Below are 20,241 nucleotides of genomic sequence, written 5' to 3' on the forward strand. Positions count from 1 at the left end.
ACAAAAAAATAATGTAATGAGCAAATTTTAGGATAAGAGTTTTGCAGAGGTCTCGAAACGTCCATAAAAATACCAAACATCGCAAAAAGGACTGTATTCCACGAAAGAATACAGTCCTCAGTTTGTTGTTTTAATCTACTTGATTAGGGCGTCCATCTCTTTATAGCAACAACGCTATAGTAGGACGTTACCCTATTAAGGATTCTGTTTCAAGTTAGGATTAGCATTGATTTCCTTTACAGGAAGTTGATGCAAGAATTCCTTGGCATCTGTTGCCATCTTCAGTTGTACAGAAGCTTCGTGGTTAGAAGGAATCTCCACCTCCTTGCCATCTTTACCTGTCACCTTGTAGCCATTTGTGCGGTCAATGGTTTCCTTCCAGCGTTTCATATCAAACCAGTTAGTGCCTTCGCCCCAAAGTTCTATACGACGCTGGAAACGAACTTCCTTGCGAAGTGCATCTTGTGTAGAAGGAGCCTTGAACTCAGGGTTGCGTTTCTTTACAAAAGCATTAAGTTTTGTCTGCGCATCAGCTAACTTGTTTTGTTCAACCAATGCTTCTATTTCGAGCAAGATAGGGTCTTGAACGCGAATAAAGCAATAATCCTGTTCCATACCAGCATCACCAGCGATAAACTTCACCTGCTCAAAATCATCGAGATTATCCAATGATTTCATTTCTGGATTGTGGGTTTGAGCAAGCATTGAAGATGCTACATCAGGATATTCTTCCTTATTAATCCAAAGTTTTCTACGTGAGTCGGTCTTCGGAATTTGATTGTACAGATAGTTGTAAATCAGTTTTGTCTTTCCACCTGCAGCATATCCACGAGCCAAGAAGTGGTCGATATGGCTCCAGTAAGATGCCCACAACGAAGAGTTTTGAGAGTTGACATCATATCCCCACAAGATATCTTCCTGACCAACATCCCATCCACGAGCAGGTTCGGTCACCTTATCAGTACCACCTTCGGCAGCAATCTTTGCATAAGTTTCCACATTAGGCCAATCTTCCATTTGTGCATAAGCCTTAGCCAAGTAAGCAGCAGCCACGGCACGGTCGACATCTGTGCGAACACCCGTGTTCTTACAGTTCTTAACTGCAAAGGTCAAGTCCTCAATTATCTGTTTGTACACCTCTTGCACGGTAGCACGAGGCAGATTCTGGTCAGTTGATTTCAATGCCAAAGGCACACCCAAAGCAGTTTCGTGTCCTTTGTACGTATGCTGATAGAAGTTAACCAAGTGGAAATATGCAATGCCACGAAGTGCCAAAGCCTCACCTTTTGCAGCCAACACTCCAGGGTCGGTTGATTCTTGTGCAAAGTAGGTTTCCAAGTTCAGATTTACCTTTGCAATGATTTCATAGAACTGTCCCCATGTAGAACGGGTACGGCGGTAATTCTCCATACGGTTATCGATTTGGTAATCAAACTGGAACCAGGCCCAGTTTTGATAAGCCACATCCTCACACATCATGTCAGTAGCTATCTGGAATGCTTTCAAACCAAAATCATCGTGAGTTGAATAAGGTTCTTGGAAAAGCGTATAAATCTTTGCGGTGGCAGCCTTTGCGACCCCCGCCTGTGTCTCGAGATTAGCAATCAACTCTTCGTGTCGCTGCTGAGTTTCATATTCAGAAACCTCGGGATCGAGATTGCACCCTACGATACCAAACGTGAAAGCGAGTGCAGCTGCAACTTTTATATAATTCTTCATATTTCTTATGTTTTATAGTCGTTTATAAAGCTATTTCTTATAAATTCAGGTTGATACCAAACGAGAGTGCGCGAACGGCGCTGTTGACACTATATCTTTGTTCACCGTTGAGAGCTATACGTGGGTCAAGCCCCTTTCTCTTTGTCCACAGTCCCAAGTTGTCGGCTGCGAAGTAAAGACGAAGTCCCTGGATTTTAGCCTTGTTCAACACGCTCTTTGGCAATGAGTAGCCCAATGTCAAGTTATTCAAGCTGAGATAAGAGCCATCAATGAGGAAACGGTCAGAAGCCTGATTGAGTTTTTGGTTTTGGTTATGCAAACGTGGAACGTCGGTGTTGGTATTCTCTGGTGTCCAGTGGTTCAAGATATCCTTGTGCCAGTTGAAACCTGGCGTACCTGACGACATTAATTGACGATAACTGTCATCGTAAACCTTTCCACCCACTCTATAAGAGAATTGAATAGAGAAATCGAACCCATAAGCTGCTGCATTCGCATAGAAACCTCCTGCGATTTTTGGCAAAGCCGAGCCCACAAACTGTCTATCCTTTAACGAACTGCTGTAATCTTTGCTGCCAACTTTCTCAAACTGTTCTGTTTTCTTATTCCAGCACCAGTACATTTGGTCACCATTCTCTGGATTGACACCTGCCGATTTAACCATGTAGTAGTCGAAGATACCACCTTGCTCTTTCAAGATACGGAAACCTTTGGAGATACCGTCTTCTCTGAACTGTTCGGGCAATTCGGTAATTTTGTTCGTGTAAGTAGTTCCATTCACACCTACATTGACATTGACATTGCGGTCGTTGTAAACATTGGACGAGAGGTTGAATTCAAAACCTGTATTTACCATTTTACCGAAGTTCACTGGCTCAGAATCAAATCCTGTCGTAGAAGAGATAGGAAGGTTGAAGAGCATATCGGATGTACGACGGCTAAAGAAGTCGAGTTCACCAGCAATCAAACCTTTCCATAACGAGAATTCCAAACCAACGTCAAAGTTGTTATTCTTTTCCCAAGTAATGTTTTCGTTACCTTTATAAGCAGGTCCGTAAACACTTTCGGTACCCGTAGAGGCAATCTTGTAAAGGTTGGTATACGGAGTATAAGCACGCAAAGGAGGATCTGTATCTGGCAAGTACAGATAGTCGTTACCCTGTACACCGTAGCTGACACGCAGCTTCAGGTTTTGGATAGCATCAACGTCTTTCAAGAAATTTTCCTGATTGATGCGCCACGATGCGCCCAAGCTCCAGAATGTACCCCAGCGATGATCGGGATGGAATACGGAAGAACCATCACGACGCAAAGAAGCAGAAGCGTAGTATTTGTCCATGTAGTCGGCTGTTACCTGTCCGAAGTAGCCTTCTACCTTGTATTCGCGACCATAAGAGTCTAAGTCGGAAATGTTGGCACCCGAACGGAATTCTGGCAATGTAGGATCGAGCAACCCTTTCTTCTCACCACTCAAGAAGTTGGTTGTTTCATTATAGTTTTCATGTCCCAGCATCACATGTACACCAAAGTCATTGAAGGTCTTGTCCCATTTCAATATTTGGTTCCAGTTCAGCGATACAGTTTGGTTCACTTCTTTATTAAGAATACCACCATAAGCCTGTCCATCACCAACGAGTGGGTTCATCATGTTGGTCCAACGCCACCAGTTGCCATTAAATGTAGCCGTAGAGCTAAACTTAAAGTTGTAAGGCAATTTCACGTCTACATGTGCGTTTTGCGTGAGGTAGTAATTGATATTTTTCGTAATGTTGAGTTGGGTTTGGCGAATCAGGTTCATACCTCCAGCATACAGTCGAGACTGAGAATCGTCATAAACCATCTCTCCATGAGCGTCACGCAAAATCTTACCATCTTTATCATGCTTGTAAATAGGATAGATAGGCGCAATCATACGGCTCCACATAAACAAGTTACTAAAGTTGCCTTCCTCAAATTGTGCAGGATTTTGCGCAGTAGTCTTAGCAAATTGCGAAGAAGCACCTATGCGTAACCAGTCGGTAATATCCGAATCGTATGACATACGAGTAGTCAAGCGTTCAAATTTGGTCTTCATACTGAAGCCACGATCATTCAAGTAACCTACAGAGAAATACACTTTCGACTTAGCCGAACCCTTGGTAACGCTCAGGTTATATTCCTCACGCGTCTTGGGTTCATACAATGTACCCATCCAATCGTTGAAGTTGGCAGCATCTTCGTAGCGAATAGGTGCTGTGGTCAGATTACCTTTTTCGTCAACTACTTTGTCATCGGGTGTATTATACACATTATATCCCAACTTACCAATCAAATTTGCCGAAGCCCATTGTCCAGGGTTAGCCACAGGCTTCTTAGCATAAGTAACCGAGTTCTTGAGTCCCTCCCAAGTAAGTTTGTAATACATACCGGGGTCGGTAATGATGTCATATTCGGGAACAGCACGCTGATTGGTACCAATGCGGGCATCGAAAGACACCTGAACTCTTCCCTTGTTACCGCTCTTGGTGGTAATCATGATGACACCATTGGCACCTCGTGCACCATACAAAGCAGCAGAAGCAGCATCTTTCAATACGTTGATGCTCTCGATGTCCTTGGAGTTAATAGCGTTAATCTCGCCACTGTAAGGAGCACCATCGAGAATAATCAATGGTGAACTGGAAGCGTTCAATGAACCTATACCACGAATACGCATCACTGTTGATGCACCTGCACGTCCTGAAGGAGATGTTACTGACAAACCAGCAACCATACCCTCCAAAGCCTTCGAAGCATCGGCAGCCTGCACTTTCTCCAATTTCTTAGAGTCAACATTCGTTGCAGAACCTGTGTAGGTAGATTTCTTCACTGTACCGTAAGCTACAACAATCACTTCATCGAGCTTACTGTCATCACTTACCAATCTAATGGTCATGTTGTTGGTAGCAACAACTGTTTTGGTCACCATTCCAATGTAAGAAACCATGAGTTTTGCACCAGTGGGTACACTCAAGGTAAACTTACCCTCAATGTTAGTAGCAGTACCATTTTTGGTTCCTTGAACTATGACGGAGGCGCCAACAACAGGCTGACCATCATCCGCAGAAATCACAGTACCGTTAATCTGTGTTTGTGCCATTGCCATACCTATGCTTAGGAAGAGGCAAGCGAGAAACAATGTTAGTCTTTTTTCCATAAGTTCTCTTTTTAGTTAATTAAATTGTATAATGTTAAAATAATTCGTTACTTTTTAAGCAAAATAGCCGTCAACACAATGGTCTCTTTGTTTCATCAAGCTTGCTTTGTCTTTCAGATTTATTACGACATATCTTCAAAAGTTGTAAACGATAACTTGCAAACCACTTTTACTTGATATTCGCAAAAATAAATCAAATTTTTAGAATAAGCAAGAAAAACACAAAAAAATGTTTAATCTTTTCTCAAAAAACTAATAAATACAAAATCAATCGTGTTAGGAAACAAGAGTCTTAAAATCAACGAAGGTATTGAAAACGAATAGAATACGACAAAATGATGACAAAAAAATAGGGTAAATATAGCAAAATGACTACTTAGAATATTTTTTTCTTTTGCGCTTGCAAAAACCTCTAACTGAAAGAAATAAATAGGCACGCTGATAAAAAACAAGAAAAGTGGGCATAAAAACATCAATTTAATACTCGCAAGGCATCATTGCTCACACGCACGGAGATAAGAATAAGGTGTCAAGATGGACCCTGCACGGCAAGCCCGATTTTACGGCGCTTTCAGGTGGCGTTCTTATAACAATGTAATAACGCCCTTACTCCATGGAGATAACAGCCCTATAGTAATGTAATAAGCACCTTATCTCCATGCTTCAGCGGGAACACTTTGACGAAAGGCATAACTCATTGTATATAACAATGTTATAGTTTTCAACAAAAATTAGGATTTCATCTTTTCTTGCATTTGCTCGATACACTGCGCAATGTATTGCTTGAACTTTGCATCGTGCAAGATTTCGATGTCATGAAAAAGACCTAACACAAATCTCCCAATGCCCAAATAACTCACCATGTCGGCTTTGAAAATCCAGTGTTTGCCGTCCTTATCGGGTGCAACATAAGGTTGAGCCATAGGATATTCTTCAATCAATATATTGTATGCCAACTGACCGAGCCGCAACTTAATGGGCAGTTTCTGGTCGCCACTGAACATAAAAATATCGGTGAAAACTTCGCGGTGCTTGTCTTCGTTCATCCAAAACACATCCATCGTATCTATGCGCTGTATACGAGCCAACTTGAAGGTTTTGCAGACTCCCGACTGGATTTCATAACAACGCACATCCATATCGTCGTTCATCAGCAAGAAAGGCTCTACCATGCGGTCGGAGACGGTACGACTGTGCGGAGAAGAATAGCCTTTCAGCACCACGACATTCTTGCTTGCAATTGCCTCTTTCAACGCCCGGATATGTTGGTGGATGCGCTTCAGGGCGGTGGGAGAGAAAGAACCTTCCAGCCCATAATAGCGATCAAGTTTGGTTTTGAGCAAGGTGGTCATCATATCCTTTTGATGACTGTTTTCTAACAAGCGGCGCAGATAGCGGGCTTCATCTACCGTCAGTGCAATATTGGAGTGCAAGCGTTTGAAAAATCGACTGGAGGGATCGATACGATAATAAGCGCCTGTCTTCACTACTTGAAAACCGCTCCTACGGAAATATTCCAAATAATAATACAAATTGCGGCGAGAGACATGCAGCTGATCCGCCAACTGCTGCGCTGTATAATTATTGTTATCGGTGAGCAACAACAGTAAATCGAGTTCGTTTCCAAATTTATCCAATCGCATGAGAGAAGAGGTGGTGAGTTTTTAGTTTTTGAGTTAGTGAGTTTTTAAGTTTTTAAGTTGGTGAGTTTTTAGTTTGTGAGTTGGTGAGGTTGTGAGTTTTTTAGTTCTTAAGGTTGTGAGTTGATGCGTTAATGAGGACGTCCTTGCTGGTTTCTTTCTATCCACATCAAAATAACACTCATGCATCAGAAATCCAACGACAGTTCGGTGTTACCCAAAAGATTGTACGAACGCCGATGATAGGGAGTGACGCCATATTGCTGAATGGCGGCTCGGTGTTCACGGGTGGGATAACCCATGTTCGACTCCCAATGATATTGGGGATATTCTTCTGCCAACCGATCCATATAGTCGTCGCGAAATGTTTTTGCCAAGATACTGGCTGCCGCAATGCTTTGATATTTCGCATCGCCCTTGACAATCGTTGTATAAGGTATGTCGTGATAGGGTGTGAACCTGTTGCCATCGACAATAATGGCTTGCGGTCGAACCTTTAGTTGGTCCAAGGCACGGTGCATCGCCAAGAAACTGGCACGCAGAATATTGATTTCGTCAATTTCTTGGGGTGAAACCTCACCCACTGCCCACGCCACAGCCGCTTGCATGATGACTTCACGCAGTTCGTTGCGCTTCTTCCGAGTGAGCTGTTTAGAATCGTTCAGCACATGATTGTCGTAATCGGAAGGCAAGATAACGGCAGCGGCAAAGACACTTCCTGCTAAGCATCCACGCCCAGCTTCATCGCAACCCGCCTCGATAAGATTTGGGTAATAATGAGATTTCAACACGTGCTTCATTGTTTATTTGTCAAATTATGTTAACCTACAACATCAATTAACTAAAACGATATATGATGGAAAAACTGGTTCCATGTCTCTCCGTATTTTTGCAGTCATCAAGTACATCAACCTTTATATATATAGAACAATGGAAAAGAATATCATGATTCAAGCAGAGAAAACGAACCAGAACGAGTTTGCCAAGAAAATTGTGCGCCAACTGCTCTCACCTTTGGCATGGCTTCGCCAATACTACGAGCAAGTGACAGAGCGCAAGCTTAGCCTTCAAGAGACGGGATGGCTACTGAATGCCCAATTGGCATTTGTGATGACCGTGTTTCCCATTGAGGCGCCATTTGCCACTCGCCTCCTCTGTTGCTTGTGGTTGCTCCATGCGGTGCTGAAGTGCAAGCAGTTTTTGTAATCAGAACATCTTGCTCACACGTTCGATACCTGCCACCAAGACGTCGATTTCTTCTTTGGTGGTATACAAACCAAACGAAGCACGCACCGTACCCAAAATGCCCAATCGTTCCATAAGTGGTTGGGCGCAATGATGCCCCGTACGGACAGCAATGCCAAGACGGTCGAGCAAGGTGCCGATGTCCATGGGATGAATGTCTCCGACGTGAAAACTAATGACGGCATCTTTGGCAGATGAAGTGCCATAAATCCCCAGCTGGTCAATTTGCTGCAATTGGTGGGTGGCATAGGCAGTGAGTTCTTGTTCGTGTTGCGCAATGTTCTCCATGCCTAAATGAGACAAATAGTCGAGTGCTACTGCCAGTCCGTGAGTAGCGATGTAATCGGGCGTTCCAGCCTCGAACTTGAGTGGAGGCCGTTCGAACGTCACTTTGTCAAAAGAGACATGACTAATCATCTCGCCTCCTCCCTGATAGGGTGGCAAACGGTCGAGCCATTCTTCCTTGCCATACAGCACCCCAACCCCAGTGGGTCCGTAAGCCTTATGACCGCTGAACACGAAGAAGTCGCAATCCAAAAGTTGCATATCCACGGCAAAGTGAGGGGTGCTTTGCGCTCCATCCACCATGACAGGCACCCCATGCGCATGAGCGATGGTAATCATTTGCTGAACTGGGTTGATTGTTCCCAATACATTGCTGACATGGGTGATACTGACAATCTTTGTTTTCTCTGTGAAAAGCTGCTCGTACGCATCCATGATGAGTTCTCCCTCTTCCGTCATAGGAATCACTTTGAGTACAATGCCACGCTTCTTGGCTTGCAGTTGCCAAGGCACGATATTGGAATGGTGTTCCATGACTGACAAAATCACCTCATCACCTGCCTGCATAAAAGTCTCTGCAAACGTCGAAGCGACGAGGTTGAGTCCCTCTGTAGTCCCTCGTGTGAAGACAATTTCGGCAGGCGACTTAGCGTGAATAAACTGCTGTACGGTTTGACGAGCTTGCTCGTGTAGTTCGGTAGCCTGTTGCGACAACCAGTGAACACCTCGATGCACATTGGCATTGACGTTGAGATATTCGTCTCGCATGGCATCCAAGACACAAAGCGGCTTCTGCGTTGTCGCTGCATTATCTAAGTAGACCAGTGGCAGCCCATACACTTTTCGTGATAAGATAGGGAAGTCTTTTCGAATGGAAATTATATCATACATAATTACAGATACAAATCATTGATACAGCAAAGCGTTATTGACAATTCCTACACCCTGCACATTTATTAAGCTCACCCCTGAATCGCTTTTCTACCAAATAATGGAGACGGTCTTTCAAAGGTGCCAACTGAATGTTATCCACCACTTCATTGATGAAAGCAAACTCCAACAAGAGCTTTGCTTCTTTTTGACTGATGCCACGCTGTTGCATATAGAACATCGCTTCATCGTTGAGCTGTCCAACTGTTGACCCGTGTCCGCACTTCACATCATCGGCATAAATCTCCAATTCGGGTTGCGAATACATCCGTGCTTGCTTGGTGGTACAAAGATTCTGATTGCGCATCTCAGAGTTTGTCTTTTGCGCATCCTTCTCTACCAAGACACGTCCTGCAAAGGCTCCTGTTGCCTCATCGTCCAGCACATACTTGTAAAGCTCACGGCTCACGCAATGCGGCACGGCATGGTCGATAAACGTATTGTTATCAATATGTTGCTGCTTATCTGCAATCACACAACCATTGCACACACATTCGGCTCCCTCGCCACGAAAGACAAGCTGCAACTGATTACGCGTAATGCCATTGTGTAGGGTCAGCACGTTGTGATTGAATCGGCTGTTGGCTTGCTGCTCCACATAAACGTTGCTTATCCGGGTGTTTCTTTCGTGCGTCTCTTCCATACAGTACAAGTCGAGAGAAGCATTTTCACCCACATAGGCTTCAATGACCTGTGTTGCCAAGAAGCGATGGTCGTCAATCGTATGATCACAGAAAAGGAATTTGGCTTGTGCTCCTTCTTCCATGACAATCAACACCCGTCGATTCACCATCAAGTCGACATCCGAACGGAGGAGGTTAATCACCTGAACCGCCCTATCCATTTGGACACCTTTGGAGACATAAATAAACAGTCCATCTTGAGCCAACATGGCATTTAAGGCTGTGAGCGCATCCTCCTGAGTCTTGGCAATCTGCCCATAATATTTTGCCACCAAGTCAGGCATCTCCATAGATGCCTCACGAAGCGAAAGCACCTTGACGCCGTCGGGTAAACCCACTTTGGGCAGGGCTTTGGTGTAGAAAGCATCGTTCACCACGAAGTAAAGCGATGTGCTCAAATTGGGAACATCACATTTGAAAGCCGCATATGGGTCGACAGGTATTTCCAACCGATTTAAGTTCAAGCCATAATTCGGTTCAAACAGTGCGTTGATATCCGTATATCGGTAACGTTCTATCTTGCGTGAGGGAAAACCTTGCTGCTTAAAGTCGTTGAAAGCTTGCTCTCGTACCTGATTCATGACCGGCGAACTATGTTCGCAAATCATTGCATGCGCATCTGTAAACAAGTCGATATATTGTTTGTCGCTTTTCATTCTTCAACCTCCGCCTTGATCCAATCGTAGCCACGAGCCTCGATTTCTTTCGCTAATTCAGGACCACCTGTTTTAACAATACGACCTTTGTATAAGATGTGGATGACCTCTGGCTTAATTAAATCGAGCAAACGGTCATAATGCGTAATGACAATAGTACTTGTTTCTGGCGTTTTCAGTTTGTTCACTCCCTCGGCAACAATGCGCAGCGCATCCACATCCAACCCCGAATCGGTTTCGTCAAGAATGGACAAAGTAGGCTGCAACATTGCCATTTGGAAAATCTCATTGCGTTTCTTCTCTCCTCCACTGAAGCCTTCATTCACGCTACGGTTTGAAAGTTTGCTATCTAGCTCCACTATCTTGCGACGCTCTTTCATCAGTTTGATAAAATCGCCTGCACTCATGGGTTCCAGTCCTTGATACTTTCGCTTCTCATTGATCGCTGCTCGCATAAAGTTGGTCATAGACACTCCGGGTATCTCCACAGGATATTGAAACGAAAGGAACAACCCCTCATGCGCCCTATCCTCTGGTGCCATTGCTAATAAATCCTTCCCATTGAAAGTTATACTACCCTCTGTCACCTTGAACAAGGGATTTCCTACTAACACCGCACTTAACGTACTCTTCCCCGAACCATTGGGGCCCATGATAGCATGTGTCTCACCTGTCTTTACACACAGGTCAATGCCGTTTAATATCTTTTTGCCGTCAACTTCGGCATGTAAATTCTTTACCTCTAACATCTTCAATTGGATTGAATAAAATAAATAACTGATACGTGTAAAACTCCCTATCCCACTGTTCCTTCCAGAGATACAGATAATAGTTTTTGCGCTTCTACCGCAAATTCCATGGGCAGTTTGTTTAACACTTGCTTAGCGTAACCGTTGACAATCAGACCTACAGCTTGTTCGGTAGGAATGCCACGCTGGTTACAATAAAAAAGTTGGTCTTCACTAATCTTGCTGGTCGTTGCCTCGTGTTCTACAATGGCGCTGTCGTTGTGAATATCCATATATGGAAAGGTATGCGCACCACACTGACTACCCAACAGCAGACTGTCACAAGAGCTATAGTTGCGAGCATTGTCTGCGTTGGCGGTGGCTCGCACCAGTCCTCGATAGGAGTTCTGACTATGTCCTGCACTGATACCTTTTGAGATAATCGTACTCTTGGTGTTTTTACCCATGTGAATCATCTTCGTTCCCGTGTCAGCCTCTTGGTAGTTATTGGTCACTGCCACCGAATAGAACTCCGCCTGCGACCCATCGCCTCTGAGGATACACGAAGGATATTTCCATGTGATAGCACTTCCCGTCTCCACCTGTGTCCAAGACAATTTGGAGTTAACGCCTCGGCATTCACCTCTTTTCGTCACTAAATTGAGTACACCACCTTGCCCATGCTTGTCGCCAGGATACCAGTTCTGTACCGTGGAGTATTTCACTTCGGCATTATTCATTACTATAATCTCCACAATGGCGGCATGGAGTTGATTTTCATCACGCATTGGTGCCGTGCACCCTTCAAGATAACTCACATAAGCATCGTCTTCGGCGACGATGAGTGTACGCTCAAACTGTCCCGTATTACGAGCATTGATGCGGAAATACGAGCTGAGTTCCATCGGGCATCGCACGCCTTTAGGGATATACACAAACGAGCCGTCACTGAAAACAGCACTGTTCAATGCCGCAAAGAAATTGTCACGATAAGGCACTACGCTACCTATGTATTGCTTCACCAAGTCGGGATGTTCTTTGACCGCTTCACCCATCGAGCAAAAGATGATACCTTTCTCGCGCAGCTTTTCTTTGAAGGTTGTTTTCACCGACACCGAATCCATAATGGCATCTACTGCTGTGCCACTAAGTATCAAGCGTTCTTCCAAAGGGATTCCCAACTTATCAAAGGTCTTTTCCAATTCAGGATCAATCTCTTTGTTCTGCGGTTTCTTCGCCATTGGGTCAGCATAATAAGAGATTCCTTGATAGTCTATCTCTGGTAAAGTGACATGCCCCCACGAGGGTTGCTTCATCGTTAACCAATAGCGGTAAGCTTTCAAGCGGAAGTCGAGCAACCAATCGGGTTCTCCTTTCTTGCTTGAAATCAACCGAATTACATCTTCGTTGAGTCCTTTTTCTATAATTTCAGTATGTACATCTGTTGTAAATCCGAACTCATATTTTTGTTCGGCAACTTGTCTCACATACTCGTTGTTACGATTATTTACTTCTTCCATAATGTCAAGACAGGGGCATCCCTGTGTGTCATGGATCCCCCTGTATCATTTTGTATATATCGGGTCACACCACTGTGACCACTTCAATTATCTCTCCATATTCCTCCTGACAATGTGTTATATCATTGATGCAACACGATGAACAGACCACTTCACAGAAACGAGTCTACGAAGTAAGGAATATACCTCTTTATAATGTTTGCTTCACCTCTACTTCCGTGAAGGTTTCGATGATGTCGCCTTCAAGAATGTCGTTGAAGTTCACTAAGCTGATACCACATTCGAATCCAGTAGCCACCTCTTTCACATCATCCTTAAAGCGTTTCAAAGCATTGATAGGCGCGGTATGAACAACAATACCATCGCGTACCACTCGCGCCTTGTCTGAGCGGTGTACCTTTCCTTCGGTGACGAGGGCTCCAGCAACGGTACCCACCTTGGAAATTTTGTACACCTGCTTCACTTCTACCTGACCAGTCACTACTTCCTTCTTGACCTTGTCCAGCATACCCTCCATGGCTGCCTTGACATCATCAATGGCTTCGTAGATAACCGAATAGGTATTAATCTCTACTCCATTCTGCTCTGCTAACTTACGAGCTGCAGCGGAAGGACGCACTTGGAAGCCTACAATAATAGCATCGGAGGCATCGGCTAAGGTAACATCGTTTTCACTAATCTGTCCTACGGACTTAAAGATGACATTGACATTAATCTTTTCTGTCGACATCTTGATAAAGGAATCGCTCAATGCCTCGATACTTCCGTCGGTATCACCTTTGACGATAATATTCAGTTCCTTAAATGAACCCAATGCGATACGATGGGAGACATCACTCAAGGTCAAGCGTTTTTGTGTGCGCAAGCCTTGTTCACGCTGCAACTGCATACGCTTGTTGGCGATATCTCGAACCTCTTGTTCGGTCTCTAAGACATGGAACTGATCACCTGCTGTTGGCGCACCATTCAATCCTAAGATGATAGCTGGCTCTGCTGGCTTTGCCTCTTCAATGCGCTGATTACGCACATTAAACATTGCCTTGATACGTCCCCAGCTGGTTCCTGCAATAATATCGTCACCTACTCGTAAAGTACCATTACTTACCAACACGGTAGACACGTATCCACGTCCCTTGTCCAAGCTCGACTCGATAATACTACCTGTTGCTCGTCGGTTGGGATTGGCTTTCAAATCAAGCATATCTGCCTCTAAGAGTACCTTCTCCAGCAATTCATTGACACCGATACCTTTCTTCGCACTAATTTCTTGACATTGATATTTTCCTCCCCAATCTTCCACTAAGAGGTTCATTTGTGCCAAGTCTTCACGAATCTTATCAGGATTTGCACCGGGTTTATCAATTTTGTTGATGGCAAACACCATTGGAACATTGGCAGCCTGTGCATGCGCTATTGCCTCTTTGGTTGTCGGCATCACACTGTCATCGGCTGCAATAATGATAATGGCAATATCGGTTACCTGCGTACCGCGGGCACGCATGGCAGTAAAGGCTTCGTGACCAGGCGTATCTAAGAAGGTGATGTTTCGCCCGTTCTCTAATTTTACGTTATAAGCACCAATATGCTGGGTAATTCCTCCTGCCTCACCAGCAATCACATTGGTGTTGCGGATATGGTCCAGAAGTGATGTCTTACCATGGTCTACGTGTCCCATGACGGTGACAATCGGTGCTCGCGACACCAAATCGTTTTCATCATCCATCTCTTCTGCCACAGCTTCTTGCACTTCAGCACTCACATATTCGGTCTTGAAGCCAAATTCGTCTGCTACCAAGTTAATGGTTTCTGCGTCCAAACGCTGGTTGATAGACACCATCAATCCTACACTCATCAGGGTTCCAATGAGCTTGTTCACATCGACATCCATCATGGACGCCAATTCGCTAACGGTAACAAACTCGGTAAGTTTCAGTATTTTGCTTTCTTTACGCTCTGCTCTTTCCTCCGCACTCATGCGCTCTTGTATGGCATCGCGCTTCTCCTTACGATAACGTGCACCCTTCTTGGTCTGATTGCCCTTGCTGGTCAAGCGAGCCAAGGTTTCTTTTACCTGACGTGCTACTTCCTCTTCATTAACCTCTAAAGGTTTCTGATTGTAGTTTTTATTGCGAGTTTTGCGATTATTCTTTTTGTTGGCATTACGACCACCCTCTTGACTGTTCGGACGATTATTGCCTCCGTTGCCTCCAATTTGCTTTGAGGCGGCATTGATGTCTACACGTTCTTGGTTAATGCGCACGCGCTTCTTACGTCCACCGCGCTTTTCCTCACGCTCTTTACGTCGTTCCTCTTTGGTCTTTTTCTTGGGTCGTGTACTCTGGTTGATTGCACTCAAATCAATCTTACCCAGCACATTCACCTTTGGTGCATTCTGCATTTTCAGCTCACTTTTGGTCTGAAAAAGCTCATCGCCATCATTCTTAGCATCGTCGTCCACCTCTGCTTCTTTTTGAGGTGCTTCCTCCTCTTTGGGTTGAACTTGCTTCTCAACAGGTTTTTCTACCTTCACCTTTTCTTTCTTTGATGCAGGTTTTGCTTCCTTTGGTGCAGGTTTTTCTTCCTTTTGAGGTGTTTCAGGCTGTACAGGAGCTTCAGGTGCAGGCGCTGGTTGCGCCACCTTTGCTTCTACAGGCTTCACTGTTTCTTTCTTTTCAGGCTCCAAGCTGACGGCAGCAGCTGGTTTTGGAGCAGGCTCTTGAGCGACTTGTGGCTCCTGAGGCGTTGTATCTTGAGCAACAGGTTCTTTGGCTGCGGAAGTCTTCCCTATCGAATCCAAATCAATCTTGCCAATTGGATTGTATTGTTGCCGCGAAGAAGTTTTGAGTAACTCCTCTGCACGGTTATCTTTAGGAGCGGAAGAGGCTTCTTTAGGAGTAGAAGGACGCTTCTTCTCCTTAGGTTTTTTCTGAAAAATCTTTTCAGCTTGGTTGCGCACTTCTGCGTCTTGCTTAAAAGCTTCCACGAGCGCACCGTATTGGTCGTCGTTCAGTTTGAAGCTCAACTCGGGTTTCACTTCTCCCAGCTCACTTTTCTTTTCAAGGAATTCAACTGCCGTTTGAAGTCCTATGTTCAATTCACGTAATGCTTTGTTTAATCTGATGCTCATTGATATTTATTTAACTCTTATTTCTTATTGATGTTCACACGCTTATTCTCACAATACAATTGGGGCGTGCCCTCTACCAGTGCATTGCCACCAAGGGTTGATTTTGGAATAGAATGCTACTGCTCAAATTCTGCTTTTAATACTTTAATCAGATTGTCAACGGTCTCCTCTTCGAGATCGGCTTTTTCTATCAACATCTCACGAGGTGCATTCAGCACTTGCTTCGCAGTGTCTAAGCCGATGCTCTTAATGGCATCGATGACCCACTGATCAATTTCATCGTCGAACTCATCCAAGTAGATATCCTCGTCTGCATCGGCATCCGAAACCTCTCTGAACACGTCAATGGTATATTCGGTCAGCATAGAAGCCAACTTGATGTTCAGACCGCCACGGCCAATCGCCAAACTTACTTCTTCTGGCTTCAAATAAACCTCTGCCTTGTGGTTTTCTTCATCAATATTGATGCTACTGATATGTGCAGGGCTGAGGGCACGCTGTACCAACAACTTGATATTCGATGTATAATTAACAACATCGATATTCTCATTGCACAGCTCACGCACGATGCCATGTACACGGCTTCCCTTCACACCAACGCAAGCACCTACGGGGTCTATTCGTTCATCATAGCTTTCAACGGCTATCTTTGCACGTTCACCAGGCATACGAGCTATTCGCTTAATGGAAATCAAACCATCGTTTATCTCGGGCACCTCTGCCTCTAACAGACGTTCCAAGAAAACAGGACTGGTACGAGAGAGGATAATTTTTGGGTTGTTGTTCTCATTGTCTACCCGCAAGATAACCGCACGAATCGTCTCACCTTTGCGATATTGATCGGAGGGTATCTGCTCTGATTTTGGGAGAATCAACTCATTATTCTCGTCGTCTATCAACAGTACTTCGCGTTTCCATATCTGATAAACCTCGCCAGAGATAATCTGTCCCACTCTGTCTTTGTACTTATTGTACAGCGCATCGTGTTCCAGTTCCAACACCTTCGACGCCAGCGTCTGCCGAAGATTAAGAATGGCACGGCGACCGAATTTTGAAAAGTTAATGGGTTCTGACACTTCCTCCCCAATTTCATAATCGGGTTCTATTTCCAACGCCTCCTTCAAGGCAATCTCTTTGTTTTCATCTTCCACCTCGCCGTCTGCAACGACAATGCGGTTGCGATATATCTCAAAATCACCTTTATCGGGATTGACAATCACATCAAAATTCTCATCGCTCCCATAAATCTTGGCCAAAACGTTGCGAAAGCTCTCCTCCAATACGCTAACCAAAGTAGCACGGTCGATATTTTTCGTGTCCTTAAACTCACGAAAAGTGTCAATCATACTGATGGTTTCTTCTTCACTTTTTCTTGCTGCCATAGCGGTATATTGTTATAATTTATAATTCAAGTTGTTACAATAGGTTCACTTATTTGAAACTAATCAAATACTTGGTATATTTCACTTGGTCCATTTGGAACGCATGGTCGACGGATTGTATTTCAGGACGTTTCTTTCCCTCTATTTTTACTTTTTCATCTACCGCCACAACAAAGTCATTTCCGTCCACAGACTTCAATGTACCTTGTACTTTTTTCCCATCACGATCCAGTACCTCTACTTCCTTACCTATAAAATTGATATACTGCTGGGGCACCTTAAAGGGTTGACCTAATCCTGCCGAACCCACTTCCAGCTCGTAATCTTCTTCGTCACGACTCAGCCTACTCTCTATATATCGGCTCAGTTCTACGCAATCTTCAATCCATACGCCGTCAACATGGTCGATTTCGACAACTATTTTGTCATCGGGGCTCACCTCAATATCAACTAAGAAATACTCTTTATCCTGAAGCCACTCTTCAACCACCGCTTTTACGACACTTTTATCAATCATATATATTTAATTAGAACGATATATTCGTTGTCCTTACAACGGCAAACTCCTTGTAACAAAGGAGCTACGCCCTACATCCAAAATAAAATGAGGAGCTTTCGACGAAGCCCCTCATTCCACTGAACAGTGCAAAGGTACGTATTTCTGATGAAACACCCAAATAAAATATCAATTATTCGATTCTAAATTGATACATTGCCCTTACTTTATTATCTCTATGAGCTAAGGAGCTTATCTCTCCTTTTTCTGCGTTCACTTAAGGGATTTTTATTGTTTGTTCTAACTTGCTTGACAACATTCAAGGGCAGATTGCACCTCAATCTAACAAGCTTGATGCGATTTTATTCCGACATTGATATGTACAAAGGTTACACCTCGATCAGTGTCCCATGCGTGAGGTATCAACCTGCTTTACTTTCTTTTCCTTGTAGCCACCGAACTTATAGACAAGAGTAAAGGTAACCGTGGACCAATTGAAATTGATCTTCATACGATAGTCTTGGTTGCCTTGCACGGAACGGGTGTCGAAGAAATTGTTGAAGATGTTGTTGCCATTGAGGCGCAGCCCCCATTTTCCATCATGCGACGACCATTGCAGTTTGGTATTCATTCGGAAGATGGGACTGATGTCGTAAACTCCTTGTATTGACTTTGACTGAAAGAAAGGATTCAGAATAAGACGCAAGTCCTGAGTTTTACAAAGTTTTACCGATGCGGTACCGCCAAGTCTAACAGACAGGTTATTGCGGTCGAATGGCAAGTCGAAGAAATGGCTGCTCTTGTCGTGTCTATAAGTTCCTACGGCAAATACGTTTCCGTTGAGCCATTTGCCCACACTGAAGATGGCTGATGCCTGTAGTCCGAAGTTATTTGAATAATCAAAGTTGGTTTCCTTCATGATGACTGCCATGCGGTCTGCTGTCTGGTAGGGCATCTGCACGGAATAATCTGGCTCCAGATTTGCGAAAGCCGACAGCGTATAACGTCTCTTGATCTGCCACATCAGGTTGACATTATAATAGGAGTAGGGTTTCAAATCGGGATTGCCATGTATCTCTGTGTATGTAGATGAGTAAAACACATTGCTCATGGTTGACCAATAGCTCGGAAACACGGAATTGGAATTGAAGGAAAGGTTGAGCAAATGGTTGTCGTTGATGCTCCACAAAGCATTGAGCGTAGGATAGATGCACCATTTATTCCACATCGGAGAGTGGTATTGTTCAGCAGCAACGGAAACCTCAAGACTGATTGCCTTGTTGACCTGCTTGCTGAAACCTGCGTACATGTTCCATATTCGCTCATTGATGTCAACACTACTGGTCGCATTGGGCAGAATGTTTCCCGTTTTATCGAGGGTGTTCTGATAGCTCTTGTTACTCGCAAACTGTCCTTTCACGCCATACGACAACCCCACCCATGCGCCAATGAATGGGTTTGATCCGCCGTAAACATCCATTTGTTGATGGTCTGCTCACTGCCACTTGTCAGGTTGCGTTCTGTTTCTGTCATATTTTCATCCGCCTGCATCGTGCCGTCAAGCCATTGTTGCTGCGGCGTTCGATAGTAGGTGTACGAGCCGCTAAGGGTAAGTCCGAAAGGAAGTGAATAGTTTAGATCAACATTGTGCAGATACTCATGACTGTCAAGGTGCACTCTGCTTACGCTCAAACCTGTCGTTTGGCTGTTAGAGCTGGCCTTTTTCCAATTTCCGGTATAGGCAATGTCGAGATGATGATTCTTGCTGAACGCATAATTCATACCTAATCGGTAGTCGTGTGTGATGCCAAACGACTTCTGCCAAGTTTCGTCATAATAGTTTACACGTTTGCTGCCCAAAGGATGATTGGCTATGCGTGAAGACTCACTGTATGAATTGCCGTTAACGTATTGATATTGCGCATCCAGTCCAAACTTGCCTCTTTGCATGGAAAGGTAAAGATTGCCAAAGCCAGTTGAATATCTGCTTTGCTGCAATCCACCAACCATCTGTCCAGACAACTGATTGGTACCGGCATAATCTTTCGTGACGATGTTGATAGCCATGCCACGAACATGATAGCGAGCTGGGGCAGACAACATCACCTCAGCCTTTGCCAACTGTGCGGCAGGCATCGCTTTCAGTCGTTCTGCCAACTGTTCTTGCGTCAACGTAGTGGCTTGACCATTGATAATCAGCGTCACCTCATTGCCCAAGAGGGAGATACTACCAGTGGCATCGCTGACACCGGGAATGCGTGTAAGCGCCTCGTAAGCGTTGTCGGCAGGCAACTTTTCTAAAAGATTTTGCATATTGTACACCATCTTTCCCTGCACTAATTTTACGATAGGCTTTTCTGCCTTCACAATAACTTCTGGTAAATTCTTATACCATTTATTAATATCTATAGAATCGTTATCATTGGCTACCTGTGCAGATAAATTTTGAACTGATAGAAATAATATGACTGTTATTAAATATTTCATATTTTATTTTTAGGTGAAGTTGGATGTTATTACAGAGATATGATTTCGACTGTCGCTTTTAAGGCTGGTTCTATAAATTACCACCGCATATAGTCATTAAATGTTTATGAAATACGTTTTGTTATCTTTTGGCTTCTTTTTGGTTCAAAATGTAAGTTCGTTCAGTCG

At 44.2% G+C, this 20,241-nt stretch carries 14 protein-coding genes; 1 reads left to right on the forward strand and 13 read right to left on the reverse strand.

All coding sequences use genetic code 11. The features are described 5' to 3' along the window. Window positions 1-195: 195 nt before the first annotated feature. The 4 genes from HMPREF9304_RS05935 to rnhB all read right to left on the reverse strand — a co-directional run bounded on the left by HMPREF9304_RS05935 (window position 196) and on the right by rnhB (window position 7,325). Window positions 196-1,719, reverse strand: a complete 1,524-nt coding sequence (locus tag HMPREF9304_RS05935) for a RagB/SusD family nutrient uptake outer membrane protein (protein WP_036927386.1) — start codon at window positions 1,717-1,719, stop codon at window positions 196-198. A 37-nt stretch (window positions 1,720-1,756) separates the two neighbouring features. Beyond that, entirely contained in the window at window positions 1,757-4,894 is a 3,138-nt protein-coding gene (locus tag HMPREF9304_RS05940) for a SusC/RagA family TonB-linked outer membrane protein (protein WP_036927388.1), read from the reverse strand. A 731-nt stretch (window positions 4,895-5,625) separates the two neighbouring features. Further along, window positions 5,626-6,537 (reverse strand): helix-turn-helix transcriptional regulator, encoded by a 912-nt coding sequence (locus HMPREF9304_RS05945; RefSeq protein WP_008124897.1) that lies wholly within the window; start codon window positions 6,535-6,537, stop codon window positions 5,626-5,628. 185 nt (window positions 6,538-6,722) lie between these two features. Continuing rightward, window positions 6,723-7,325, reverse strand: a complete 603-nt coding sequence (rnhB, locus tag HMPREF9304_RS05950; protein WP_036927399.1) for a ribonuclease HII — start codon at window positions 7,323-7,325, stop codon at window positions 6,723-6,725. Between the two features lie 139 nt (window positions 7,326-7,464). Between rnhB and HMPREF9304_RS05955 the strand changes: the two genes are divergently transcribed. Next, on the forward strand, window positions 7,465-7,740 hold the full coding sequence (locus tag HMPREF9304_RS05955; protein WP_036927390.1) for a hypothetical protein: 276 nt from the start codon (window positions 7,465-7,467) through the stop codon (window positions 7,738-7,740). On the opposite strand, the gene HMPREF9304_RS05960 is transcribed toward HMPREF9304_RS05955, so the two are convergent. The 9 genes from HMPREF9304_RS05960 to HMPREF9304_RS14915 form a co-directional block, all read right to left on the reverse strand. Then, window positions 7,741-8,955: an aminotransferase class V-fold PLP-dependent enzyme gene (locus HMPREF9304_RS05960; protein WP_036927392.1), complete on the reverse strand. Its 1,215-nt coding sequence runs from the start codon at window positions 8,953-8,955 to the stop codon at window positions 7,741-7,743. A gap of 34 nt (window positions 8,956-8,989) precedes the next feature. Next, window positions 8,990-10,333, reverse strand: a complete 1,344-nt coding sequence (gene sufD, locus HMPREF9304_RS05965; RefSeq protein WP_036927393.1) for a Fe-S cluster assembly protein SufD — start codon at window positions 10,331-10,333, stop codon at window positions 8,990-8,992. Further along, on the reverse strand, window positions 10,330-11,082 hold the full coding sequence (gene sufC / locus HMPREF9304_RS05970) for a Fe-S cluster assembly ATPase SufC (protein ID WP_008124901.1): 753 nt from the start codon (window positions 11,080-11,082) through the stop codon (window positions 10,330-10,332). Before sufC ends, sufD begins: the two co-directional genes overlap by 4 nt. A gap of 47 nt (window positions 11,083-11,129) precedes the next feature. Then, complete coding sequence (sufB, locus tag HMPREF9304_RS05975; protein WP_036927395.1) at window positions 11,130-12,581, reverse strand: Fe-S cluster assembly protein SufB; 1,452 nt, start codon at window positions 12,579-12,581, stop codon at window positions 11,130-11,132. Window positions 12,582-12,771: 190 nt separating this feature from the next. After that, on the reverse strand, window positions 12,772-15,708 hold the full coding sequence (infB, locus tag HMPREF9304_RS05980; protein WP_036927396.1) for a translation initiation factor IF-2: 2,937 nt from the start codon (window positions 15,706-15,708) through the stop codon (window positions 12,772-12,774). A gap of 116 nt (window positions 15,709-15,824) precedes the next feature. Continuing rightward, on the reverse strand, window positions 15,825-17,090 hold the full coding sequence (nusA, locus tag HMPREF9304_RS05985; RefSeq protein ID WP_008124908.1) for a transcription termination factor NusA: 1,266 nt from the start codon (window positions 17,088-17,090) through the stop codon (window positions 15,825-15,827). 49 nt (window positions 17,091-17,139) lie between these two features. After that, window positions 17,140-17,607, reverse strand: a complete 468-nt coding sequence (gene rimP, locus HMPREF9304_RS05990; protein WP_008124909.1) for a ribosome assembly cofactor RimP — start codon at window positions 17,605-17,607, stop codon at window positions 17,140-17,142. 379 nt (window positions 17,608-17,986) lie between these two features. After that, on the reverse strand, window positions 17,987-19,066 hold the full coding sequence (locus HMPREF9304_RS14910; RefSeq protein WP_231564478.1) for an outer membrane beta-barrel protein: 1,080 nt from the start codon (window positions 19,064-19,066) through the stop codon (window positions 17,987-17,989). Then, window positions 19,003-20,073 carry a TonB-dependent receptor gene (locus HMPREF9304_RS14915; protein ID WP_231564479.1) on the reverse strand — a complete coding sequence of 357 codons (1,071 nt, stop codon included), beginning with the start codon at window positions 20,071-20,073 and terminating at the stop codon, window positions 19,003-19,005. Before HMPREF9304_RS14915 ends, HMPREF9304_RS14910 begins: the two co-directional genes overlap by 64 nt. Between the last annotated feature and the right edge of the window lie 168 nt (window positions 20,074-20,241).

Source organism: Hoylesella timonensis S9-PR14, assembly GCF_000762405.1.
Classification (GTDB): domain Bacteria; phylum Bacteroidota; class Bacteroidia; order Bacteroidales; family Bacteroidaceae; genus Prevotella; species Prevotella timonensis_A.